The organism is Natronincola peptidivorans (assembly GCF_900111615.1).
In the GTDB taxonomy this organism is placed as follows: Bacteria; Bacillota; Clostridia; order Peptostreptococcales; family Natronincolaceae; genus Natronincola_A; species Natronincola_A peptidivorans.
Map to the genome: position 1 here is coordinate 1 of NZ_FOHU01000021.1, position 17588 is coordinate 17588.

The following is a 17588-nucleotide window of genomic DNA, read 5'->3' on the forward strand; positions in this document are numbered from 1 at the left end:
TTCTTTTAGCTGTAACTCTCCTGATAGGTAATCCCGTATAGCATCTTCCTTTAATTGACGAGAGTAGTTTCTCCAAGTAGAGGACTCAACTAAACCTTCTGTTCCATACCTATCGAACTTATATATCCACTGTGTAATTGTATTTCTATAGATGTTATATCTAGATGCAATATCTTTAAGGGTACCTAATCCCTCCTGATACTCCTGTATTATTTGAAATTTTTCCTCTGCGGTATACTTAACTCTCTTTGACATTAAAAATACTCCCCTTTCAGTAGCAGATTTTTTTATTTAATCTGTCTACCTATAGGGGAGCATATCAAGCCGTGATTGCTCCCAAGGTTTGCTGGGGGTATTTTGTATTGCTTCTAGTCTGTTATTGCTAATCTCTTTATGACATCGTCCGCATTGTCTGTATAGAAAGCATAAAATGTTCCTCCAAGGTTGACGATTGATACTGCATTGCCTTTTACGACGATTTCGTTATAAGTCGTTGGGTTTTCATTATAGTGGACTCTTAAGTTGTTGCCGTCTTTGCTGCCGATAACGATGTCACTACCAATAACGTCAATAGAGTATGCAGAACTTGCTGGTAAAGTGTGTAAGTCTACTTTTGCTACTATTTCACCAGCTGAATTAACTGTCATTTCAGAAACTTTAATATTGGTATTATCGCGATATAAAGCATATAACTTTCCACCAATTTCCTTAAAATCATAAATATCAAATCGATCAGTATTTGAACTTACATGACCAAGGCTTTGAGTAGTTGTTGCTCCTGCAACGGTAAGACCTCTATCATGATTGACACCCATACCATGATCATAGGTTCTCCATTGATAAAACACATATTGATTATTGTTCTCATCCATGGCAATCAGAGGCTTCTTTTCTGCCGGATATCTACCTTCTTTCCAATCGGAATCATAATTTCCACTATAAAGGACATGTTTTGTAAATGTACCGTTATTTTTATATGCATACATAACATCTGGTTGATTTTGAGTACCTGCAGTATCTCCCATTGAATCAACATAAATAATATGCGGGTTATTACCTGCATCTACATCAATATCCGGCCATTTATTTGTTCCAGAATGATTCGATACTATGAGCATTTCTGCAGCCCATTCTGCTCCATTATACTTTCTATAGCCAATCTTTCCATCAGTAGTATAAGCTACATGAATATGCCCTACTAAATCAAAAACAAGCTTTCCTTCTGTCCCTATTCCTAACTGAGTTTCACTTCCCCAAGTGCCAAATGCATCCTGCTGGTTATAATAAATGTTTCCATCACGGGTATAAAGGACTCCCGTCATACCTGATCTGCTATCTGCATCAAGAAGTTGTCCCGAAGGCGGTCCCGCTACAACCGCTGGATTTACTGTGATCGCTTGAGTTGCTGTCTGTCCACTTGCTGTATGAGTAATTACTACTGATGCATCAGCTTGAACAAGAGCGACTCCGTCTGCTTTCACTGTTGTAATCCCTTCTGCTCCAAATCCTGCAAATGATACATCTACTTCACTGGCATCTGACATTGTTAAGGTTACTTCTAAACCTGCTAATTCAAGGTTCTCACCTTCTGTATAAACAGTCTTTGTTGGTGCAGTTTTTACTGCTATGCCCGTTACTGTTGCTGGGGGGGCTGGGTTTACATTCACTGTATAAGTGTTTGTTGCTGCTGCATGAGTTGCTGTTGCTGCTTTTGTTGCTGTAATTATGGTTGAGCCTGCTGCAACGATTGTTACTTGACCTGTTGCTGCATCTACTGTTGCTGTTGCTGGAGTTCCACTAACATAAGTGATTGCTCCTGCTCCGTCTCCACCAGTTACTGCATTTGTAAATGGTGCATCACCGACTGTTTTTGCTATCGGGCCTGCATCAGTAAATACGATTGTTGAAGGGATTAATTGATTACTTATCGTAACCACCAACGTCCCAGTAACAGCCCCCGTGCTTACCGAAGTTGCCGTAACCGTTACTGTTCCATCAGTTACAGCTGTCAACAATCCACCAACACTAATTGTTGCTGATCCCGTTCCATCTGCTACCGACCATGTTACTGATTTGTTGCTGGCGTTGGTAGGTAATACTGCCGCACTCATTTGAAGTGTGCCATTATCTACATCAATAGTAGTAACATCACCTGCACCTATCACAGTAATAGCACTTACAGGAATTACTGTACCTTCAACCACGGTCACACTTACTGTCAAATTACTTTCACTGTGCACTAAAGCATCTGCATCTAAGGTAATTGTTCCTGTTCCTGCATTTGTTAGATTTCCATATACTTCTGCCGTGACTGTAGTATCATTACTTCTGTCAATGTCGCCTAGGTTCAGCTCTGCAAAAACTCCGCCTAGTAGAATGTATTCTGTATAAACAGCATTTGTAACTGTATCATTTTCTATTGTCAATGTGAAAGTTTGATTAAAACCACTATCAACAGTTACCTGTATCGGCGATGCTGTCATTTTAGGTTCATTGTTTACTGCCGCATTTACTGTTACAACGCATGTGGCACTTTTTATTCCATCTGCAGCTGATGTTGCTGTGATGGTCACAGTACCTCCTGCTACTGGTGTTACTACTCCACCATTTACAGTTGCTACAGCTGGATTACTTGATAACCATATTACATTCTTGTTTGTAGCATTTTCAGGGCTCACTGTTGCTGTTATTGTACTCATTGCTCCACCTGCTGTTAATGTCATTGTTTCTGGTGTAATACTAATAGCACTTACCTCAATAATTGCTGGTGTAGTAGACCCACCTCCGCCGCCGCTAGATGGTCTTGTAAGATTCTCCGGCTGGTTGACATCATAGTTAGAGGACCTTGCTACTGTTCCTATAGCTCTAATGATTCTTCCTTGATTATTGAATTCTGTATTGCTATCTACTACTGCTTCATCAATGATGGTTTCCTTTGAGGTAGCAACAGTAGTATCTTTTGCCTGTTTTCCTATTGTTAGCTTTTTAATGTTGGTATTTCCTTGGGTCGTAATGCTAACTCCTTCTGCTAATACTGTAACGCTATCATAATTTCCATTTAGAATAACTTCATTGCCTGCTGTTTCTGGATATACAATTAGGGTAGTGATCTTTGTACCCATGGCTAAAACTCGAATCCCTTTTCCTGTCTTCTGTATGATAATTCTACTGTAGCTACCATCATTGATATGGATACTATCGATGCCACCACCTCGAATGTAAGTATCTCCTTCTACAGTAATATTATTTAAATATACCTCACCATCTCCTACTTCTTCTGTAATAAAGAGATCCCCTTTGATAAGGATATTTTGTAGGGTAATTCCCTTTTCCTGAATATAAATATCTCCCTCAAAGGTTTCTGTTACTGTTTCAGGACCATAAGTTCCAGCTTTGTTAATCATACCTGTAAATGCTTCTTCTTGAAGCATTTCGTCTCTTGCTATCCTTGCCTTATCTAGCACCACTAAAGCCTCAGCCCTAGTGATGGCTGTAGCTGGTTTAAAGCTTCCATCTGGATAACCACTCATGAATCCTGAGACTGCCACTGCACCAATATAGCCTTTGCTCCAGTTTTGAATACTTGCTGCATCACTAAAACTCTCTGCGCGGTAAGGATTGATGCTTAAGTCCATAATTTTTGTTAAAACTACTGCCGTCTCCTGTCTCGAAATAGGATTATTCGGGCCCATACTACCGTCTGGATATCCACTAATGTACCTAGCTGCAATACCTCTCTTTATGGCAGGAGTAAACCAATCCTTTTCGTTTACATCTTCGAATGAAATGGTAACCTCCTCTACAAATGCAAAGGCTTTGTTGGTCAATACCATAAATTCAGCTCGTGTTATTGGATTATTAGGCCTGAAGCTTCCATCAGGATAACCGCTGATTAAGCCCTCCTTCATCCATTTGTTTATGATCTCACTTGCCCAATGATCATCAAAATCATTCGTTTGACCAAAGGCTAAAAGTGGTATCATGGTGATTAGCATCATCAGGCTAACCATGAAGGCTATGCTTTTTTTCCACTGAGTTTTTCCTTTCATTTACTCTTCCTCCTAAGTTATTTGTTTTTACAAATTAAAGCCACTTTTATACACCTCTATTCTACCTAAATTCCACGTCAACTTTAAAACGCCTTGTTCTTTAGTAGTTTACGAAGAATCTAAGTAGTGTCTTCTACATTTCAACAGTTTAATGATCCCCCTTTCAACAGCAACTTTTTAAAAAGATCAACAGCTAATTTGTCTACTTCGTCAACTTTCGACTGCATTAGGGCATTGTTTTCACTGTTATCAGGTCCACCACAGGCAACAAGGGTAAACAACATAACCATCACCATAATAAGTAAAAATATTTTTTTCATAGCCAACATTCTGCTTTAGATTATATTATAAATAATTCCTATTACCATCCTATCAAATTTATCTATAAAAAAATGTCCCTTGCATGAATCGACGTTTTTTTGTCATGAAATGACTATTTTAAAATAGTCATTTTACAAAAGAAACGCAGGGACAGGTGCCTTAATAGCCACGGTTTTATCCTGAGAGAAAATTACTAATACAAACTTAATATCTAGTACTTGGCTATCTGTAAGATATTCTGTATAACTACTCCATTTGTATCCTTCCAGTGTTTCAACAAATTTTTGTCTATCATTATCGTCTTCAAAATATCTTGTCGGTTAATTCCTCTTATCATTATATGATATATGCTACTTTTACTTTTTCCCCTTGCTGTTCTTGGAATTGGTTCCACCTACCAACAACATAATGTACCTGTCCACTTGTTTTCTAGAGCCTAAATTCACTTCTAATTTATTTTTCTGTATTTGCCTTAGTATATATTATACTGCCTCAGAAAAATCGTATCGTAATGTTTGCTACCAGACAAGTCCCTGTCCCCTCGTCTGTCTGTCCCCTCGTCTGTCTCAAACCAGTAACAGCTATGATAGCACAGTCCTGTTTGTTGAGGACATGCCGGTAAGCTCAGAGGAAAACCATGGTCTTGGCACGAAAAGCATTGCAGCAGTAGTACAAAAATACGGCGGAGTGTATTCCTTCTCAGTCGTAGACAGAATCTTTAATGCAAATATTATTTTGTAATGAATACAGCTTGATAAAAGTAAGCGCTCAAAAAACAGGTGCATGGTCAGAGAAAATTGACCATGCACCTGTTTAATTTATTTCAAATTACAAGGAGGGTGAACTCCTTACTGAGCTCTACACACCTAAATCTTTCTTCATGGACTCACCCTTTGTTAAAAATTCGTCAATTTTAGCTTCATATTCATCTAACAAAACAAAGGCAGCATCTATTTCAGCTTCAGTAGATTGTTTCGCCATAACTACAACAAGTTGGGTATAAGCATCTTTTCTTAATTCGATAGCCTGAATAAAAAGATTATGCAATTCTTGAACTTCCGTCGTTTGTGGCGTGTAGGCTTTCAGTTTTTCAAGCAAGGCATTATTCTTTGCAGGAAGGGTGTCGGATAATGCTTTTGCAAAATTCTCGCTATCCCCAGTTAAGATTGCCTCTTCATAAGTTTCAATGATATCCCTATCTTCAGGTTCAAAAACTGTACCGAAATTGTTATAGAGATATTCTGATAAATCGTCTTTTACAGAGGTACCAACTTGGGCACTGGCAGCGGTACTATCAGGAGTACCAGCAATAGTTATGCTGTCGATACAAGCTTGTAGATTTTTATAAAGCGCGCCGTCTGTCTTATCTTTTCCATAAATAAAAGTTCCAATGTAATTATTCGTGTCATCAGTAACCATAACAAGTGTTAGTGTAATCGCATGGCCTCCGGGAGTTGTTAAATTCACCTGAGATACAAGCGCTTCCTTACCGTTGATCTGTATGCCATTTTCAAAGCTTGTTACTACAACATCATCATATTTACTTTGATATAGTGCTACAACATCTTCCTCTGTCGCGGAGGAAAGTGGGGCTCCAGCAATTTCTGTAACGCCAAAGCCTGCATTATCACCTGTTTCCATGTTAGCATAAGCACCATTATCTTGCTTTGCCAAATCGCTTGGAAGTTTGAGGCTAATGCCTTGTTCTGTGGTAACATCAACCAAACTTACTGGATCGGCAGTGGCACTTTCATCTCCGCCACAACCTGCAAGGCTAAGTGTCATGACCAGTAATAGGACGATAGTCATCGTTAGTGTAATAATTTTTTTCATAATAATAAATCTCCCTTGATATAAATTTTTTCCACCTGGTTTTATTTATTATCTTGAAATCGCGTAATGAGATGCCAAAAACAGACCCTAAAGAGATTTCTCTTCCGAGGTCTAGTTTCCGTTTTGGCTTCGACTAACTTTATCAAATTATGAGGGGGTCAGACCCTTTATATGTGTATGGAGTTTTCACCACCACCTCTGACAACGGTTTTGCCCTTAACGGTTACGCTGTCTAGGGTGACTTCACCTTCTCCTACACCTTCTGCTATGATTAGGTTCTCTGAGATGGTTATATCTTTTAATATGACATCAGAAACTTTGATAACTGCTATTCCATTAACATTATCTGTATCTGTGCCGGCTTTTGTATAATAGGCTTTAACGATGTTGTCTATTATGGTAACTGTTTCTGCCCTTGTGATATTTGATTTTGGCATGAAATTATTGTTAGTGCCTTTCACATAGCCCTTTGCTTCCATTGTTTTTATGTAGCCTGATGCCCATGTTGCAATTGATGCTGAGTCATTGAATGATATACCACCGGTGCTCACATCCAGTGCAAATGCTTTAGCAAGCATTACTGCTGCCTCTTCTCTGGTAATCTTATCAGTAGGTCTTACTGTACTGCCATCTCCCTTGATGATACCGGCTGCATTTGCCTTTAGAATAGCATCTGTATAGAATCGACCTGATTTTAGATCTGTGAATTTGTTTTGGGCTGCCACCTGATAGTCCATCATATTGTTTAATATGACGGCCATTTCACCTCTGGTAATAGAATCATTAGGTCTGAAAGATCCGTTATATCCATTAATAATGCCATAGTCTGACCATTTGTTAATGGCATTGGCCGCCCAATGACCTTTTATATCTTTGAATGTTGAAACACCGTCGTTTTTGATTTCTAAATCTGTTTGTGCAAATGATATGGTGAATGAACCCAGCACCATAATAACTGATAGAATCAATGCCATTATCTTTTTTCTATTCATTTATTTAATCTCCTTTTATACCGAAAATTTTTTCATCTTATCAAAAACCCACTGATGTTGAAATCACTGCGTCTTTAATCTCAAGCATGATAACTTCAGAATAGGCTGTATAACCCTTCATATCTCTCATTTCAAACATCTATAAGAAAATAACGTCACCTATAATAATAAAATAACTATCAGCAGTATTCCGATTATTTTTTATTGAACCCCATAGTTAATGAAACCCCTCCCTAAATTCCTAATAATTGTTTTTTCTTTGCATCAAATTCTTCCTAGGTAATAATACCCCCATTAAGCAATTCCTCGAACTTCTTGATATCCTCAGCGATGGTATCTGTGTCCCTGGCATAAGTTGTTGCATCCACGTCCATCATAGCTGCCAGAGCAAATGTAACCGGGCGGAACTGCTCCAAAAACGCGGTGTACTCCTCATAAAATACGTATTCCATTGCTAAGACATTTCCTGCATTGGCTTCCACCTTATCCCAATAAGGGTGGGAAAGAAATAGGTAAAGTTTATCTTCTTAATTAAAATTTTAGCGTGTTCCGCCACCACTAAAACCACCACCACCACCAAAGGAACTTCTTCCGCCACTACCTGATGAACGGGCCGCTTGATAGGTTGCTTTGGTGTATCTGTGAGAAACTAGATAATAATAATGTGCATTTTTACTATGCTGCGTGGCATCTGGATAAACCTTTTCAAATTGTTCTATCGCCTTATCAGCAATACCCAAAAGTGTGGCAAAGGTAAGGTAATCCTGCCAAATAATACTTTCTGCAATTGTCCTTTCACCAATAAGTGAAAAATCAAGGAGATATTTTTTGAAGCCCATAATATTTAATAGCAAGGTTTTTCCTCGCTGTGAAAGCCCGGAAAATTTATCTTTTTTCTGTGTATCATAGCAATCGATTTTTTCTAAAGTGTTTTGCCCGTCTTGTTTTGCAGCTTCTATAATCTTCATTATTTCTTTATGATTTTTACTGCAATAGTCCTCAAGTTCACGCTCCTGCAAAATCTGATCACTGCCGCTTGCTAAAACCAGTAAATCATAGAGCATCTTTGCCGTTACCCCTGTAAACTGTGGAGGTTGCAGAAGTTTTAGGGAAATACTCTCCTTTTCCTTGCCAAAGAAACCAACTGATTTTTCAGTCATCGGCTCAAGACAACCTGTGTTAATCATCTTTAAGAATGCTGAACCAATAAGGTCTCCTTCATTATTTATTTGTCTAAAATCCCTTGCCAGGACAAAGGTAGCTTCAAGATTGCCTGCGATAGGCGCTTCTCTAAAATACTCTGCATTTTTATAGAGGCTCTGTATTTCCCTTTTGGGTTTTCCTTTTCGTAATATAAAATAGATAAAGACAGCCAAGGGAAAAACGGTCATAAAGAATGCAAGAATCCATTCAAAGGGACCGGCAGGCTCCTCAGGCGGTTGAGAAGAGCTGTCATTGGTATCTGTACCATAATTATAATCACTACCCTTTAACGCCTCTGCTTTTACAGATTCAAAGGACTTGTTCACCACTCTTGTAGGGTTCATCAAACCTTTGTTGAGCTGTAACATAATAATTACGCTATCAGTACCAGAGGACAAGGGGTTTTTTGTATAAGCTACCACATTACCATTTTCAAAATTGATTTCCCCATCAAAGCCAAAAGCCCATATTCCGCCATTATTTTCATCTAGTTTTATTCCATTATGCATTGTGATTTTCACTGTTACATCAGTGGGCAGTGTTCCCATTCCAGAGTTGATAAACTGGAAATTAAAACCGTCAAAATACTCATACCCACCAACAAGATTATTTATTTTGTACTCAATGGCATAGCGTTTTTCACCGTATTCGCTAATTCCCCAGCAAAGTTCATAGCCCTTATTGGTTTTTACCATGCCGTATTTTCCTGCTTTTTCATCAAAACTGGCTTTTACATCCCAATCTTCAATATAAGTATAGACGCCACTTTCATCTGAAACAAGAAACTCCGATAGGCTCATTCCATCTAAATTTTCTATAGGAATATAGCCCTCTGTGCCTTCATTAAAATTGCAGTTCCATGTTTGGGTGATATATGCAGAGCCATCATCATAAATGACAACATCAACATTTATGTCAGATACATTATTTGCTCCTAAGGCGGCTTGGGTCATTAAAGTAAGAAACAAAAATATGCAAAATATAGTGGAAATAATTTTTTTTACCATAGACTACCTCCATTTTTTATTTGTTACTTACTTCATATTCGGCATCGTTGCTTTTTCGTCCACTGCCTCTAAATAAGCACCCTTTGAAAAGCCAAGAACACCTGCAATCATCGATGCAGGGAACATACGAATGGCACGATTTAACTTTGTCACACTATCATTGTAAATCAGTCTACTGGTACGCACCATGTTTTCATATTGATTGACAGCATCCATTGTTTTTATGTAGGTCTTATCTGCCTTTAAATCAGGATAATTTTCTGCCACCGCCATAATTTTTCCCATAGCCTCTACAATGATATTTTCCTGTTTTGTTACATCATCAGGCGAAGAATCTTTCGTGATTGAACGCCTTGCTTTAATAGTTTCTGTTATGGTTTTGTATTCGTGAGCGGCATACCCTTTGGTTAAATCCAAAAGGGAAGTTAATGCATCCCAGCGCGATGTTAGCTGAACGCCAATTTGTGACATAGCATTACTAATGTTTTCATCCAATACCACAAAGGAACGCTGCACTGAAATTATCTAAAAAATAACTGCTACAATAATGACTACAAACGCAATTAAATAAAGCATAAGTTTTCCTCAAATTTTGTTTTTTTAAAAATAAGCTGACCTGTAAGTCTGACACTATTCTTAATAGTTAATAGGATGTACAGCCTGAAGGACAGCTCTTTTTTTAATTATTTAGTTTTGCTCTGATTATCAAGAATTTATTTATTTTATACTTCTAACCTGCTGTATAAGGTTCTGAAACGATGATCAAATACTCATGCCATACTGGAATCAATTCATCAATCATAGTGATAAGCATATCAATATACTCTTCATCCATGCTATCAGGAATTTCCAGGTCGCCGCTAACAATTTCTAAAAACTCAAGTACTGCCTCTAGCTCTGAATTGAGCTCCTCATCATTTTCCCAGCCATTTACGAAGGCTGTATATGATGTTTCATTTACGATATCAACCAATTCGTCGTGCATTTCTGTTAGAGCTAAAATTCCGACTGCTTTACCTGTCAATGCTACGGCATCTTCTTCTGCCTTTAGTTCTGCCTTTGTTTCTGCGATTGCCTCTTTGGTAGCGGCAATTAGAGTGTTCATGACTTCTGCCAGTTCCACAGTATCTTTATCGGTATACCCACCCTCATCAAGAAAAAGTTGATGTGTCGTTTTTATATCGTTTATACTCGCTGTTACTGCATCAACAATTGCCTGAAACTCTGCCGCATATTCACCCTCTAATAATCCATTATCCTTATACAGGTTAAAAAGATCAACAGCTAATTTGTCTGCTTCGTCAACTTTGGACTGCATTAGGGCATTGTTTTCACTGTTATCAGGTCCACCACAGGCAACAAGGGTAAACAACATAACCATCACCATAATAAGTAAAAATATTTTTTTCATAGTCCACATTCTCCTTTAGATTTTATTTTGATATAAATAATTGCTATTACTATCCTATCAAATTTATCTATAAAAAAATGTCCCTTGCATGAATCGACGTTTTTTTGTCATGAAATGACTTTTCGTCATGAAAGGACTATCTTAAAATAGCCATTTTATGGTGTAATTCATATGTAAACTCATACTATTAGGAGTGTTTTTATGTTGAGAATAGCTATTTGCGATGATACCATAGGGGATCTTTCAAATATGGTTTCTATATTAACGATTATAAAGCTTTGCAGAGGGATAAATATAAAATTGAATATACAGCTTTTAATAGTGCTGTGGATTTGATTGCAGCAATGGAGAGTGGGCAGCGATATGAGCTGATACTATTAGATATTCTAATGCCTTTAATAACAGGTATGGATGCAGCGAAAGAAATACGGCAGTTCAATCAAGATATTAAAATCATATTTTTGACCTCTTCTACCGAGTTTGCAGTTGAGGCATATTCAGTAGGTGCGTATTATTACGCTATAAAGCCTATTTGGAAGGAGAAGCTTTTTATTCTTTTAGATAAGGTGATTTCTGAAATGGAAACCACTTTAGGAAAAAGTTTTTTAATAAAAAGCAATACAGGGCTCACCAGAGTTTTTATAAATAGGTTAGAGTTTGCTGAAGTTAATGGTAGGACTATACTGTATCATTTAACAAATGGGTCAGTTATAGAAGCTACTGGATCTATGACTGAACTTGAAAAGCTTCTCTCTGATAATGTGTGCTTTATCAAGCCTCATCGTTCTTATATCATCAATATGGAGCATATAGACACCCTAAGCCAAAGGGAAGTCAAAATGCAGTCCCTTGCCCTAGTCCCTATATCAAAAGCTAATTATCCTACTGTAAAGTCAGCTTATATAAACTTTTCATTTATGGAGTAACGCCAAGCCTCTAGCTTGGCGTTCTCACATATTTCTTATGATGGACTTGCTTTTATGAAAAGGGTCAATTGATAAAGGGTTTTCAAATTATAGCAAATAATCAGCGATAAAAATGATATTGACATGAAATGACGTGTTTATGTCATGAAATGAAAGTTATATAATAACTCTCATCTTAAAAACGCCATCTTCAACAGAAAAGGAATATAGACCGCTATATTTTTGCACGATAGCTACTATGCTTTTTGTTCCAAAGCCGTGGTTTTCTTCTGCACTGATAGGTATATCCTCTGCGAATTTCACCTCGCCGCTAAAGTTGTTTGTAACTTGAATAAACAGCTTGTCATTTTTATACTTACAACTAATGCTTATCCTCCGGTCATTAATCTCTTTAATATTCCTGCTGGCATTGATCGCGTTTTCTAAAGCATTCGCCATGATAATGCACAAATCCATTTCAGACACTTTACAGCCCTGGGGAATATATACTTGAGGCTCTACCATTATCTTTTCATGATTAGCTTTATTGATGTAGGAGGATAAGATCAAGTTCACTGTTGTGTTTTCACAAAATTTTATTGTCACTGTGTCCTCAAGATTTGTTTCGATTTCCGTAATATATTTTTTTATTTCTGCAAATTTGTTCTCAGCTAAATAACCATTTAGCAGGTTCAAATGATGACGCAGGTCATGGCGATAGATCATTGTATTTTCCTCTGCTTCTTTCATCGTTTCACAGCGTTCCTGTAAGGCAGACACCTGCATTGCTAAAATATTCTGTTCATTTTGCAAAACAAACTGTTCTCTGGTTTGTTTAAAAAAACGTAAAATTAACACATAAGCTGCAATAATCAATATCGCAACCAAAGAGTCAAGCCAAAATATAGGTTCTTCTCTCACCAGCTCTACGTCATACCTTCCAAGTAAATAGGTAAATGCATTGTACGAAAGAGGTATTAAGCAAAACGTTACCCAGCCTTTTTTTGTATTGCGCAGCATATAGAGAAATAAGGGACGAAAATATTTGTACACTATAAATGTCATGGGTAGATACATGACTATGCAAACAACATTTACTATCACGTCATTGTAGCCAAAGATTGCTGAAACAATATGCCCTAGCAACAGGGGGGGCGAAGATAAAACGATGACCGTCAAAAGAACAAATAAGAGTTTTATCCCTTTATATTTGGAAAAAAACCAAAATGCTATAAATAACGGCACCTGTACAAAAACAGGGTAGAGAATCATAAAGTCCTTATAACCCAAACTAGACCAAACAAAAGCACCACAGGCCAAAAAGAGGATCATAACGAGCGCCATCATTTTGGTACCCTTTTTTCGCTTTACCTCCAAGTCCAAAAGCATGCACATCAAGGTGATACTATAACCAAGGGTAATAATAAATTCCATCAAATCCATCATAGTCTGCTTCCTCCATACTACCAAAAGTCAATTATGAGGAGCAAAGGCTCCAGGTCTTTTACCTTGAACCTTTGTTCCTTATAATGCTTCTATTTTACTACACTAACCGACCTACTAGCAGGGAACTACATCACATGAGCTCCTATTGGCTTGACCAGTACCTGTAGAAGCCAGTTCTATTTTCGCTTCACCAGTTTGCTGTAGGCGACTTTCTAGTTTCTGCTCATCTTGGGTCATTATGTCGTTGAGAATTGATGGTGCAGGTGTTGGGGCTGGTGTGTACAATTAATCTAATTATAATACTATCAAATTTCCCCATTGAAAAATGTCCCTTGCATGAATGGACATCTTTTCGTCATGAAAGGACTATTTTAAAATAATCTTTTTATGGTGTAATGTAAGTAATTAATGATTTTCTACCGGAAACGTCAAAACTAGCTCCCTAGCTGAAATAAATACATCGTATTTATGTTTATTTTTTTAAAAAAAGTGTAAATATATAATATGCCACTCTAAGCAAGTTATATAACATAAAAATTGGTTTAATTAGCAATTCATGTTGTTATTTATCAAACAATCTTCTATAATACTTGTATAGGTAATGATTTCTACGAAGCTATTTTAATGATTGCTCAAGAGTATCATTAGAATTTAGTAAAAAAATTTAGGAGGAATACTACGATGATGTCAGAAAAATTATTAAAAGAGTTTAACGATCAGCTAAAATACGAATTTGCTTCTGCAAATATTTATTTAGCGATGGCAGGCTATTGCAAAGACCAGGATTTAGATGGATTTGCTAATTTCTTCATTGTTCAAGCAGAGGAAGAAAGATTTCATGCTATGAAGTTTTTTAACTTTATTAACGAGTTAGGAGAGCGTGTTGAGATTCAAGGCTATGAAGATCCTAAAAATGAATATGCTTCTTTAGAAGAAGCTTTTACTGCTAGCCTAAATCATGAAAAATTTGTTACAGGAAGAATTAATGAATTAATGGATATTGCTGTAGCAGATAAAAACTATGCCTGCATTAATTTTTTAAATTGGTTCATCGATGAACAAGTAGAAGAAGAGGCTATGTTTACCAGCCTTATTAATAAAATTAAAAGAATTGGTGAAAACAGTCATGCTATCTATATGCTTGACAGTGAACTAGCTCAAAGAACCTTCACTCCACCAGCTGGAGAAGAATAAAAATTCTTCAATATATAAAGCCACGAATACCTTCTAATATTCGTGGCTTTTGCTTGCAATCTCATCAGCTGCTAAGTATTTGTATGAATGGAGAGGATGACACAGTAGTATCGTTGAAATCCAGCTTAGTCTTTACCGGATTTATCAACTTCTTTATGTTTCTTATCCGCCTCTGCTTTCATACTGGCAACAATCTCTTTATCTAATTGCTGACTGAGTTCTATAATTTCTAAAGTAACTTTGCCATTACTATTTTCAATGGCCTCATTCAATTTTTTTCTTAATTTTTCTATAGAAGTCTTTTCTTTTGTCATAGAATATTCCTCCAGCTGCAATAGCTATATGTATTTCGAACATGAGTTCCACTCATTTTATCATATATGTTCATCCTTGTAAACAAATCCTTTGTAATTTATTACTTTATTTTGTAATTTATAGATTGTTCTTTTTCTAAGCTTTCTTGAAATCCTTCTATCAGGTTTAACTTCTGCTTCTTATTAAACCTCCTAAGGGCCACTTCCCTTTTTTGGGCTTCACTGCGATTTTTATGTTCTTCCCAATAAACTAGCTTTACGGGAGTTCTTCCTCTAGTATATTTAGCTCCCTTGCCATCATTATGTGCTTCTAGCCTATTATCTAAATCAGTTGTCCATCCAATATAAAAGGTATTGTCAGCACATAATAATATATAAGTATAATTCATGATGATTACCTCCATTTGATTTGTCCTTGCCCTTCCCATTTTTTTATTATAACATTTATTTAGTCTGTATAATAAGTCAGGAGGCTTTTTTCTGTGTTATATAGGTTGATTAGTGAGCTTTTGCAAAATATTCATTTTCGATAAGGAATGCTATCTTTTTCTTACTAGTCTTCAGTACGGGGCTGTGTAGGATCACAATCTGGCATTGAAACATTAGACGCCTCTGCTAGCTTTATCAAGTAATAGCATTCCTCTCTCGCCATATGATCTAACATCAGAGCTGGTACTGTTCCTAACAGTTTATTCGTCAGCTCTAATTCTTCTAATTCTCTTAGAAAAACTTTAAATAAGAAAATCTCCCCTTCTACCTGTAAATTAAAACGCTGTAGTGCTGGAAAATCTTCTAGACAGGTTCTCATGTATCCTGCCATTTCTACTGCTTTAATATAGAATTCTTCAAAGTGTTCCATAAAGACTTCACTTTTTTCTATCAGCCTTTTTTCTACCATATCCAAATCTCCTGCTATTCCTGCTGCATGCCCAGCTGCATCCAATAGCCATATGAGATGATTATGTATAGCTGTTGAAGTGGGAATCTGTTTTGTCATTAAAAAGCATAATACCCTCAAATATTCTTCTACCTCATTTACCATATGGTTAATAAAGGTAGGCGGTAAACCTAACTCAATATCTCCGGTCAAATGCTGTCTGATTAAATCTAATTTAAACAAACGTATTTCATGGGCATAGCGATATGCTTGATTTGTTAATACCATCAATTCCTTTTCTGTCAATGGTTTATGTGACTCTGCCAATAACTTATCAAAGACAAAAATAAAATGATTGGCTTTTTCCAGCTCTTTCATTTCTGACGGCGACAAATTATCAAATATGAACCTTGCGTGGTCTCCTAGGACCTGTAACCAAAAGTGATGTTCAAATAAAGCAACTTTCTCAAAGCTTACTTCCTTCAAATTGTTCACTCCTTCTTTTCATAATCTCTTTATACCAATATATGAATAAAAATATCTTGGTAGAAGTTATAGGAGAATCTATAGAGAAAGGTTGTTTTTTTGTCTACCACACGTTGACATTTGTCCATAGGTAACTTATAATAAGTAAATAGTTCCAAAATCATTAACGATAAAAGTTGAAGAACTCTTTATTGTTGTCTTAAAGGGGGAAATAAACATGGATATAAAAGTAGCTAAGTTTGGAGGTTCTTCACTGGCAGATGCAACACAATTTCTTAAGGTTAGAGATATTGTTCTTTCAGATCATCAACGAAGATACGTGGTACCATCTGCCCCTGGCAAACGTCATAAGGAAGATACTAAAATTACTGATTTGCTTTACTTATGTCACAAACAGCTTCAAGATCATATGAATTTTTATGATATTTTTGATTGTATCGCAAAACGTTATTTAGAAATCGTAAAAGAGCTTAGCCTTGATTTTGATTTAGAGCCTTATTTTCTGGATATTAAAAAAGAAATAGAAGAAGGTACATCATTAGACTACATAGCCAGTCGTGGGGAATTTCTAAATGGTATCATTTTATCTCATCTATTGGAGTATGAATTCGTTGACCCTAAAGATATTATTTTTTTTCATGAGGATGGCACATTAAATATACAACTAACAGATGAAAAGATGAAGTTGTTTTTAGCTGAAAAGAAAAATGCAGTTATCCCTGGGTTTTATGGTTCTCTACCTAATGGTGATATAAAAATATTTTCAAGGGGTGGATCTGATATCACGGGGGCGCTGGTAGCAAGAGCTGTTGATGCCATTGTGTATGAAAACTGGACGGATGTATCAGGATTATTGATGACAGACCCTAACATTGTCAACAATCCCAAACCAATAGAGAGGATTACCTATCGTGAGCTTAGAGAGCTTTCTTATATGGGTGCAACTGTTCTGCATGAGGAAACAATTTTTCCCGTGCTAGATGCTGGTATCCCTATCAATATTAAAAATACTAATAGACCAAATGATCCTGGTACCATGATTATCAGTTATGCAGATCCAGGAACTCCTGGTGGAACGATTACAGGTATAGCAGGCAGAAAGGATTTTACTGTTATTGCTATAGAAAAAAATAGAATGAAATCTGAAATCAATTTTATCCGTAAGCTTCTAACGATACTAGAAAATAATGAAATATATTTTCAGCATCTTCCTTCTGGGATCGATACTGTATCCATTGTTGTCAATGACGCTCAGCTTGAAAATAAATTAGATAAACTGTTAAATGAGATTCAACAGCAGTGTGATCCTGACTTGATAGAAGTATTTCCAAACATGGCTTTAATCGCCACTGTGGGCCATGGCATGGCCTATACTCCAGGTATTTCTGCCAAACTCTTCACAGCATTAGCAAAAAATGGTATTAATGTCCGCATGATAGATCAAGGCTCCAGTGAAATCAATATCATCGTTGGTGTTGAAACGGATGATTTTGAAAGAGCCGTTGGAGCAATTTATTCGGCTTTTGTTTAAAAATGCATAAAAAATCCAC

17 protein-coding genes are annotated in these 17588 nt (G+C 36.7%); 4 read left to right on the top strand and 13 right to left on the bottom strand.

What is annotated here, in order from left to right:
• The 3 genes from BMX10_RS15440 to BMX10_RS15450 form a co-directional block, all read right to left on the bottom strand.
• On the bottom strand, positions 1 to 255 hold a 255-nt coding region (locus BMX10_RS15440; RefSeq protein ID WP_139176468.1), incomplete at its 3' end, for a transposase.
• 113 nt (positions 256 to 368) lie between these two features.
• Positions 369 to 4049: an S-layer homology domain-containing protein gene (locus BMX10_RS15445; protein WP_090446304.1), complete on the bottom strand. Its 3681-nt coding sequence runs from the start codon at positions 4047 to 4049 to the stop codon at positions 369 to 371.
• A 140-nt stretch (positions 4050 to 4189) separates the two neighbouring features.
• The gene (locus BMX10_RS15450; protein WP_139176480.1) at positions 4190 to 4378 is read right to left on the bottom strand and encodes a lipoprotein; all 189 of its coding nucleotides are present in this window, start codon (positions 4376 to 4378) and stop codon (positions 4190 to 4192) included.
• 604 nt (positions 4379 to 4982) lie between these two features.
• Here BMX10_RS15450 and BMX10_RS18620 point away from each other — a divergent pair.
• Positions 4983 to 5111 carry a GHKL domain-containing protein gene (locus BMX10_RS18620; RefSeq protein WP_244272741.1) on the top strand — a complete coding sequence of 43 codons (129 nt, stop codon included), beginning with the start codon at positions 4983 to 4985 and terminating at the stop codon, positions 5109 to 5111.
• 117 nt (positions 5112 to 5228) lie between these two features.
• On the opposite strand, the gene BMX10_RS15460 is transcribed toward BMX10_RS18620, so the two are convergent.
• From BMX10_RS15460 to BMX10_RS15480, 6 genes are all read right to left on the bottom strand, one after another.
• The gene (locus BMX10_RS15460; protein WP_090446311.1) at positions 5229 to 6203 is read right to left on the bottom strand and encodes a hypothetical protein; all 975 of its coding nucleotides are present in this window, start codon (positions 6201 to 6203) and stop codon (positions 5229 to 5231) included.
• Positions 6204 to 6370: 167 nt separating this feature from the next.
• A complete protein-coding gene (locus tag BMX10_RS15465) occupies positions 6371 to 7195 on the bottom strand; it encodes an S-layer homology domain-containing protein (protein ID WP_090446312.1) in 825 nt (274 codons plus the stop codon).
• Positions 7196 to 7470: 275 nt separating this feature from the next.
• The gene (locus BMX10_RS18115; protein ID WP_170834857.1) at positions 7471 to 7647 is read right to left on the bottom strand and encodes a hypothetical protein; all 177 of its coding nucleotides are present in this window, start codon (positions 7645 to 7647) and stop codon (positions 7471 to 7473) included.
• 87 nt (positions 7648 to 7734) lie between these two features.
• On the bottom strand, positions 7735 to 9405 hold the full coding sequence (locus BMX10_RS15470) for a DUF2207 family protein (RefSeq protein WP_090446314.1): 1671 nt from the start codon (positions 9403 to 9405) through the stop codon (positions 7735 to 7737).
• A gap of 27 nt (positions 9406 to 9432) precedes the next feature.
• A complete protein-coding gene (locus tag BMX10_RS15475; RefSeq protein ID WP_244272742.1) occupies positions 9433 to 9921 on the bottom strand; it encodes a LemA family protein in 489 nt (162 codons plus the stop codon).
• 214 nt (positions 9922 to 10135) lie between these two features.
• Positions 10136 to 10816 (bottom strand): LptM family lipoprotein, encoded by a 681-nt coding sequence (locus BMX10_RS15480; RefSeq protein WP_090446316.1) that lies wholly within the window; start codon positions 10814 to 10816, stop codon positions 10136 to 10138.
• A 278-nt stretch (positions 10817 to 11094) separates the two neighbouring features.
• Here BMX10_RS15480 and BMX10_RS15485 point away from each other — a divergent pair, with 278 nt between their 5' ends.
• On the top strand, positions 11095 to 11742 hold the full coding sequence (locus BMX10_RS15485) for a LytR/AlgR family response regulator transcription factor (RefSeq protein WP_090446318.1): 648 nt from the start codon (positions 11095 to 11097) through the stop codon (positions 11740 to 11742).
• Positions 11743 to 11898: 156 nt separating this feature from the next.
• On the opposite strand, the gene BMX10_RS15490 is transcribed toward BMX10_RS15485, so the two are convergent.
• Entirely contained in the window at positions 11899 to 13167 is a 1269-nt protein-coding gene (locus BMX10_RS15490; RefSeq protein WP_090446320.1) for a sensor histidine kinase, read from the bottom strand.
• A gap of 681 nt (positions 13168 to 13848) precedes the next feature.
• On the opposite strand from BMX10_RS15490, the gene BMX10_RS15495 reads away from it, so the two are divergent.
• Positions 13849 to 14361: a ferritin gene (locus BMX10_RS15495; RefSeq protein WP_090446322.1), complete on the top strand. Its 513-nt coding sequence runs from the start codon at positions 13849 to 13851 to the stop codon at positions 14359 to 14361.
• A gap of 125 nt (positions 14362 to 14486) precedes the next feature.
• Here BMX10_RS15495 and BMX10_RS15500 read toward each other — a convergent pair whose 3' ends face one another.
• The 3 genes from BMX10_RS15500 to BMX10_RS15510 form a co-directional block, all read right to left on the bottom strand.
• On the bottom strand, positions 14487 to 14675 hold the full coding sequence (locus tag BMX10_RS15500; protein WP_090446324.1) for an aspartyl-phosphate phosphatase Spo0E family protein: 189 nt from the start codon (positions 14673 to 14675) through the stop codon (positions 14487 to 14489).
• Positions 14676 to 14776: 101 nt separating this feature from the next.
• The gene (locus BMX10_RS15505) at positions 14777 to 15064 is read right to left on the bottom strand and encodes a GIY-YIG nuclease family protein (protein WP_090446326.1); all 288 of its coding nucleotides are present in this window, start codon (positions 15062 to 15064) and stop codon (positions 14777 to 14779) included.
• A 164-nt stretch (positions 15065 to 15228) separates the two neighbouring features.
• Positions 15229 to 16038 (bottom strand): DUF2935 domain-containing protein, encoded by an 810-nt coding sequence (locus BMX10_RS15510; RefSeq protein ID WP_090446328.1) that lies wholly within the window; start codon positions 16036 to 16038, stop codon positions 15229 to 15231.
• Positions 16039 to 16255: 217 nt separating this feature from the next.
• Here BMX10_RS15510 and BMX10_RS15515 point away from each other — a divergent pair, with 217 nt between their 5' ends.
• Positions 16256 to 17569, top strand: coding sequence for an aspartate kinase (locus BMX10_RS15515; protein ID WP_090446331.1), 1314 nt, complete (start codon positions 16256 to 16258; stop codon positions 17567 to 17569).
• The last annotated feature ends 19 nt before the right edge of the window (positions 17570 to 17588 follow it).